Source organism: Alkalimonas collagenimarina (assembly GCF_030717845.1).
GTDB classification, from domain to species: Bacteria; Pseudomonadota; Gammaproteobacteria; order Enterobacterales; family Alteromonadaceae; genus Alkalimonas; species Alkalimonas collagenimarina.
This window is the reverse complement of sequence record NZ_JAUZVZ010000054.1, coordinates 1-1,605: the sequence shown is the minus strand read 5'-3', so window position 1 is coordinate 1,605 and position 1,605 is coordinate 1. Positions and strand designations below refer to the sequence as shown.

Sequence of the window (1,605 nt, the reverse complement as noted above, 5' to 3'; positions counted from 1 at the left end):
TCAGATTACTGACAAACCCTGGTTTTTTAGCCGGGGTTTGTTTTTTCCGGGTAGCGATCCTGGTCGTACGCTCGTTTGCACCCTTGGTCGTTAAATTGCCAACTCACCACCATGGACAGGTTGAACTTGCCTAATCAGCCTCTTAAACATGAATACGGCGTTTTTATAGCCGTAAAAATGCGATAAAAAGGCCAGCAAGGCCATTTTCTTGATGTTCTGCGCGGCAGCTGCCAGCAGACATTGCATCTGCACCTTAAACAGGCCTCTGAAGCGTGCATAGCGATGGCCATGCTGCTGTTTTGCATCTGCGAAGCTACGCTCTACCGTCTCTTTTCGTCGGTGATAAATCTTTTTACCCCAACTGGTCAGGCGTATCTCCTGCACGTGCTCCTTATCCTCTTCCCACACATGCCGCGTGATGATTTTAAGTGCCTTCTTACTGCTGGTGCATTGACTGCGTAGCGGGCAATGCAGGCAGATTTTCGGGTTGGAGTGGTAATGCCGGTAGCCTTCCCGGTTGGTTGTCCGGTAGGTCAGGAGCTCTCCGTTTGGGCAACGGTACGTATCGCTTTGTTTGTCGTAGATGAAGTGCTTTTTCTTAAAATCATTTTTGCTGAAGTTCGGCCTACGATACGCGATGACCGGTGCTATTTGCCGCTCGCGAACAAGGTGGCACACCGGTGCGGTAAAGTATCCTGCATCCAACCCAACGGCTATCGGGTCGAGTTTGAATCGCTCAAGCTGTCGGTCGAGGCGTGCGATGTAAGGCTGACTATCATGCACATTGCCTGCGGTCACGAAGGTGTCGGTGATGAGGCCATGACGGCCATCGACAGTGCGATGGTCGAGGTAGAAGAAGCCTTGTGGTTTGCCTTCGCGTGTCATAAAGCCACTGTCCGGGTCTGTGGTACTGACTTTCTGGTCCTTTGTGGTGGCTTTTGACTCTGCCGTTTTCAATGGTTTTTTATCGTGGGCGAGTCGGTCTTCTTCAATGGCTTTGTTCAGTTCGTCGATGTAGGCCGAGGTGCTGGCATGCACTTGCTTGTTGATGGATTTGCGCTTGTTGGCGTTGGCTTTTAAATGCGTGCTGTCGGTGTACAAAGTGGTGCCACCTATCAGACGTTTCTCGATAGCCTGCTCCACAATACGGTCGAAGATGCGTTGGAACACATCGGTACCATTAAAGCGGCGGATCCGATTTTGGCTCAGGGTGGATGCGTCTGGTACCTTTTCAGTCAGCCCCATACGCAAAAACCAGCGATAAGCAACATTGACCTGAATTTCCTGCATCAAGCGACGTTCACTGGGCACACCAAACAGATAGCCAAGGATCATGATTTTAAATAAGCGAACCGGGTCAATCGGCGGACGGCCGTTGTCTTTGCAGTACAGATGTTCGACTTCTTCACGAATGAATTCGAAATCAATGGCAGCATCGACTTTACGAACGAGATGGTCTTTGGGAACAAGCTCTTCGAGCGTCACCATTTCTAATTGGTACTGTTGAGGTGAGGGAGTTTTGAGCATAGAAGGTAGCCTCTAAATCAACTACCCCTATTAGATCAAAGTCCTGGATCTACGTCCAGGACTTTGTCATCAGTCTGA

Annotated in this window: 1 protein-coding gene; it reads right to left on the bottom strand. The window is 50.0% G+C overall.

Annotation, left to right across the window (positions count from 1 at the left end):
• Positions 1 to 90: 90 nt before the first annotated feature.
• Positions 91 to 1,527 carry an IS1182 family transposase gene (locus Q3O60_RS17545; RefSeq protein ID WP_305895222.1) on the bottom strand — a complete coding sequence of 479 codons (1,437 nt, stop codon included), beginning with the start codon at positions 1,525 to 1,527 and terminating at the stop codon, positions 91 to 93.
• Positions 1,528 to 1,605 lie beyond the last annotated feature (78 nt).

What these genes read in the sequence shown, in the direction of transcription:
- Q3O60_RS17545 (WP_305895222.1), bottom strand. Translation starts at nt 1,527, where the DNA reads ATGCTCAAAACTCCCTCACCTCAACAGTACCAATTAGAAATGGTGACG.